Origin of the sequence: Vibrio sp. V03_P4A6T147, assembly GCF_002241085.1 — a bacterium.
Classification (GTDB): domain Bacteria; phylum Pseudomonadota; class Gammaproteobacteria; order Enterobacterales; family Vibrionaceae; genus Vibrio; species Vibrio anguillarum.
Genome location: NZ_NDIO01000101.1, coordinates 1 through 4,810, shown reverse-complemented (window position 1 = coordinate 4,810; position 4,810 = coordinate 1). Strand labels below are relative to the sequence as shown.

At 42.2% G+C, this 4,810-nt stretch carries 6 protein-coding genes; all 6 read left to right on the top strand.

Translation table 11 applies throughout. The features are described 5' to 3' along the window. Positions 1–335: 335 nt before the first annotated feature. Positions 336–686 carry a purine nucleoside phosphoramidase gene (gene hinT, locus B9J84_RS03915; protein ID WP_026027183.1) on the top strand — a complete coding sequence of 117 codons (351 nt, stop codon included), beginning with the start codon at positions 336–338 and terminating at the stop codon, positions 684–686. 67 nt (positions 687–753) lie between these two features. After that, positions 754–2,145 carry a COG3014 family protein gene (locus tag B9J84_RS03910; protein ID WP_094123572.1) on the top strand — a complete coding sequence of 464 codons (1,392 nt, stop codon included), beginning with the start codon at positions 754–756 and terminating at the stop codon, positions 2,143–2,145. Continuing rightward, positions 2,145–2,534: a YcfL family protein gene (locus B9J84_RS03905; protein WP_094123571.1), complete on the top strand. Its 390-nt coding sequence runs from the start codon at positions 2,145–2,147 to the stop codon at positions 2,532–2,534. Before B9J84_RS03910 ends, B9J84_RS03905 begins: the two co-directional genes overlap by 1 nt. A gap of 22 nt (positions 2,535–2,556) precedes the next feature. Next, a complete protein-coding gene (lpoB, locus tag B9J84_RS03900) occupies positions 2,557–3,147 on the top strand; it encodes a penicillin-binding protein activator LpoB (RefSeq protein WP_013856521.1) in 591 nt (196 codons plus the stop codon). 34 nt (positions 3,148–3,181) lie between these two features. Then, complete coding sequence (locus B9J84_RS03895) at positions 3,182–4,033, top strand: phosphotransferase (protein ID WP_038170292.1); 852 nt, start codon at positions 3,182–3,184, stop codon at positions 4,031–4,033. Between the two features lie 100 nt (positions 4,034–4,133). Further along, the gene (gene ycfP / locus B9J84_RS03890) at positions 4,134–4,676 is read left to right on the top strand and encodes an alpha/beta hydrolase YcfP (RefSeq protein ID WP_013856523.1); all 543 of its coding nucleotides are present in this window, start codon (positions 4,134–4,136) and stop codon (positions 4,674–4,676) included. Positions 4,677–4,810 lie beyond the last annotated feature (134 nt).

Below are 4,810 nucleotides of genomic sequence, written 5' to 3'. Positions count from 1 at the left end.
TGTTTTGTTTTAAAAAATAACAAAATAATGAGTATTGTATTGAATGTGAGACGTACATTTTATGACGGGCCTGGCAAAACGCATTTTTTATATTAGTGTTCTGTCATTTATGCTACGCGTACGGTGTTTTTTATTGAGCTTTTGACAGGGTTCACGCATACTCAAATCCAACTACACACCTATTATATTCAGTAGCATTAAGGTCAAATTAGTGTCGGTTCTATCGGTTGTCGATATGTTGTCGTGGGCCACTTAGGTATTAGCCTTGAACCACTTATCTCGATCTAATGTACTTTGATGTGACTGCGTAGGCCTATTTACTAGTGGAGTATTTCATGGCTGAAGAAACCATTTTTAGCAAAATTATCCGTAAAGAAATTCCTGCAGATATCCTCTATCAAGATGATTTAGTTACCGCCTTTCGGGACATTAACCCTAGAGCGCCTAGCCATATTCTTATCATTCCCAATGCGTTTATTCCGACGACCAACGATGTTGAACCTGAGCATGAAGCGGCTATGGGACGTATGTTTACAGTGGCAAAAAAAATCGCTCAACAAGAAGGTATTGCACAAGATGGCTATCGCTTGATAGTGAATTGTAACGCTCATGGTGGCCAAGAGGTTTACCACATTCATATGCACTTGGTTGGTGGTCGCCCGTTGGGTCCGCTTTTGATGAGCTAATGCATGGGTCGCCCAGCCATTATTGGGCGCTCGATTGATACGATTAGAGTTAAATATGGAGTATTGAGTGAAGCGTTACGTGCGACATATTACGGTTTTTTTATCGCCTTTTTTTCTCAATGCCTGTGCTAATTTTTCTGCGGGGAACTTGTTTAGTCATTACAGTGCTCAAAATGACGCTGTCTATCAGTCAGTTAAATCTGGGCAGTATCAAGATGCGGAGAATGAACTTGCGGAATTTGTCGCGGGTGACATTCTGGACAATCTGGAAAAAGGGCGAGTCCATTTTCTTAACCAGAATTATGTAGACAGTAAGCGTAGTTTCGAATTGAGTGATTCTGCGGTTAAAATTCAACAAGATAAGGCATTGATTTCACTAAGTGATACGGCGACAAGTGTCGGTGCGTTGGCTGTGAATGATAACTTGATGGAATACGTTCTTGCGGATTATGAACTCGGTTTTTTACATCTTTATCTCGGTTTAAATTATTTACAACAGAATGATTTGGATGGAGCTCTGGTTGAGGTTCGGCGAGCGAATCAGGTACAAGAGCAAGCAAGGCAGGCTAGAGAAGCGGAACTTGAAAAGGCGCAAAAAGAGCTAAAATCACAAGGTGTGACACCAAACTTAGGCAGCGTACTAGCAAACTACCCTGATGCAGGAAAAGCTTTGCAGGCGGTGCAGAATGGTTACCTTTTTTACCTTTCTGCTTTGCTTTATGAAGCCTCTGGTGATCTTAACAGTGCCTATGTCGACTATCGACGCGCTTTGGCAGTCACTCCCGATAATATTGAGGTTATAGAGGGTACATTACGCGTTGCGAAACGATTAGGGATGAGAGAAGACCTAATCCAATTAGAGAAACGCTACGGGAAATCTCATTCACTGACTGCTTCTCAAGGTCGTGTGCTTATAATAGAAGAGCAGAGTGTGGTGAAAGCCTTAGATAGCTGGCGTCAATCTTTACCCTTGTATGACAGCAGAGGAAATGGTGCATTGTATTCTCTTGCCTTACCTTATTATCCGAATACACCCGCTGAATCATTTTCATCACTGAAGATGAATGACAAAGTACTCACTTCTCATTTTCTGACGGATGTGAATTTAATGGCAAGTCGAAACTTGTCTGAGAAAATGCCCTCTATAGTAATAAGGCAAGTGTTGAGAGTGCTGGCGAAAGATCAATTGCGCAAGGAAGCGGCCAAAGATGACAATGTTGGTAATTTAGTCTTCAACGTTTGGAATCTACTGACAGAGCAGCCCGATACGCGCAGTTGGCTAACGCTGCCAGGGCTGGTGCAAACGGCCAGTCTGCAAGTCAATGCAGGCGAGCAACAGATAAGGGTGGGAGAGCAAGAATATCAGTTTTCTGTACCGGAAAAAGGCACCACTTTGGTGTGGGTTTCTCGTCAGGGACGTCATTCAACCATCTGGCATAAACAACTAGGAAGATTGTAATGAAAAAGTGGATATTGGGACTGTTAGTCATATTCTCATTGATTGGATGTGCTGAAAATACCGCAGGATTAAGAGTTGATGGCGCTTCGCAAAAAGTGCTATTTGGCGACAATGTATTAGGTAATCGCTTGGTTGTTGAAGACATTGCAACTAACCAAGTGGATGGTCATACGAGGGGACTTGTACGTTTAGTGAGTCATTACCAAGGTGACCAAATTATCGAGTACCGTTTTTCTTGGTATGACGATGATGGGCTTGAAGTCAATAACAGACAAAGTCCTTGGAAACAAAAAATCATCAGTGGGATGGAGACGGTGTCGTTGTCGGAGATTTCTGTCAATCCAAATGGAAAACAGTTTCGCGTACAGATCCGTGGGTCAAATAATTAAATTGGGAAAGTAAGGAACCAATATGAACAAAAGTATTATCGCATTGCTAGGACTCGCTGTCATTTTGGGCGGCTGTTCAAATAAAGTCAGCTACGGAGATGCACAATCCGTTGAAACGACGACAGTTGATTTTGGTTCAACAGATTTACAAAAAATCGCGGGGGAAATGGTTGATAGCATGATGATGTCAGGTTCGGTAGCCGCGATTACCCGTGATTCTCGTCCTATCGTGTTTGTTGAGCGAATCAAAAATAAAACCAGTGAGCACATTGATACTGAATCTATCACTGACACCATCAGTACTAAGATGTTGAATTCAGGTAAGTTCCGCTTCGTCGACATGGATCGTGTAGAAGCCGTGCGCGAACAGCTCAATTTCCAAAATAATGATGAGTTGGTCAATCAAAGTACCGCCATTCAGTTTGGCAAAATGGTTGGCGCACAATATATGCTGTATGGCAACTTGTCGAGTATTGTGAAAAACGCAAGCAGTGATAAAGATGTATATTACAAAATGACGATGCGTTTAATGGATCTTCAAAGCGGCCTTATTGAATGGGCAGATGAAACCGAAATTCGTAAACAGCAGTCAAAAAGTTTACTCGGTTTTTAATCACAAAATTGAGTAATTGAGAGAAGAGGTCCTTATGGCGAGAATGTCTTGGCGTGAAGCTTGTCAGCTTGATCGTACCTTAACGTCGCTAGAAGGATTCTTCTCTACTCCCCCTGACTACGCACAAACGCTGACAGGGGGGTTAACAAACCGATGTTGGAAAATTGTCACGGAGGAACGCAGCTTTGTTTGGCGGCCTAATACTCCGATCACTCAAGCCTTTTCCATTTCGCGTTTTCAAGAATATCAAATTCTCTCTGCTATCGAATCTTCTCACTTAGGCCCCAAGCCACTTTCCATTAATGATCAAGGATTATTGGTTGAATGGATTGATGGCCAATCCCTTACTGGTGGTTTACCTTTCGATTCTCTATTAAAAACACAGATAAAGATCCATAATCTCAGTACAGCACGCATCCCAGTTGCCCCTTTCAGTTTTATCGCTCGGGTTGATCATTATTGGCTACAGCTCAAAGCTGAGTATAAAAGTGAGGACTTGTCGGCTTTATATCAACGTTGGCGCACCGCACCTAACCTTGCTGATGTTGGTCAGACTTTGTGTCACTTTGATTTGGCTGGCTACAATATGGTTAAAACCGATGAAGGTAACCGCGTGATCGATTGGGAATACGCCTCAATTGCCGACCCCCGACTCGACCTGGCTTTAAGCATTGATGTTGCAGAAGAAAAACCATTAGAGGCGGTCTACCGTTATTGTCAGTTGCGTGAGATTGTAGGGGTCGATGATTGGGTCGAAGGAGTGGTGGCTTGGCATCCAAGAGCAACAATGATGGCCATGTTATGGTATTTGTTAGCACATCAATTATGGGGTGATGACTATTATCGTCAACAAGCCGAACATCTAAAACGCACATTATGTAGCTAGGATCACTGTTTCGTCGTTTTGTTGCAGTAAATTAAGGTTAAAGTCTTTGAAACCACAATCTTCGTGGTAGATTAAAAACCTCAAGGAGTGGGGAGTTATTATGATTATTTATCTGCACGGTTTTGATTCAACAAGCCCAGGAAACCATGAAAAAGTACTGCAATTGCAATTTATTGACAGCGATGTCCGTTTTATTAACTACAGTACACAGCACCCAAAACACGATATGCAGCATCTTCTAAAAGAAGTGCATAAAGTGATTGAGCTGTCTGATGACCCACATCCGATTATTTGTGGCGTAGGCCTCGGCGGCTTCTGGTCTGAGCGGATTGGATTCTTATGCGGAATTAAGCAAGTGGTGTTTAATCCTAACTTGCATCCGGAAACAAACATGACTGGACGCATCGATCGCCCTGAAGAGTATGAAGATATTGCGACTAAGTGTGTTGAGCAATACAGGGTAAAAAATAAAGGACGCTGTTTAGTGATTTTATCTAAAGAAGATGAAATTCATGACAACAGCAAAACAGCAGCAGAGCTCGAAAACTACTACGATATCATTTGGGATGAAACCCAGAACCATAAGTTCAAGAAAATCTCACAGCATTTGCAAGCGATGAAGGCATTTAAAGAATCAAATTAAGCATCCGTGCATACATAGTTTCGACTGAACGACTCACAATTGTGAGTCGTTTTTTTATGGCCCAACACCTCTATATCTCGTAGTGAAATAGAGGAATTCTTTGGTTGCACCATGAGTTTTGCTCTATATAATGA

What these genes read in the sequence shown, in the direction of transcription:
- hinT (WP_026027183.1), top strand. Translation starts at nt 336, where the DNA reads ATGGCTGAAGAAACCATTTTTAGCAAAATTATCCGTAAAGAAATTCCT.
- lpoB (WP_013856521.1), top strand. Translation starts at nt 2,557, where the DNA reads ATGAACAAAAGTATTATCGCATTGCTAGGACTCGCTGTCATTTTGGGC.
- B9J84_RS03905 (WP_094123571.1), top strand. Translation starts at nt 2,145, where the DNA reads ATGAAAAAGTGGATATTGGGACTGTTAGTCATATTCTCATTGATTGGA.
- ycfP (WP_013856523.1), top strand. Translation starts at nt 4,134, where the DNA reads ATGATTATTTATCTGCACGGTTTTGATTCAACAAGCCCAGGAAACCAT.
- B9J84_RS03895 (WP_038170292.1), top strand. Translation starts at nt 3,182, where the DNA reads ATGGCGAGAATGTCTTGGCGTGAAGCTTGTCAGCTTGATCGTACCTTA.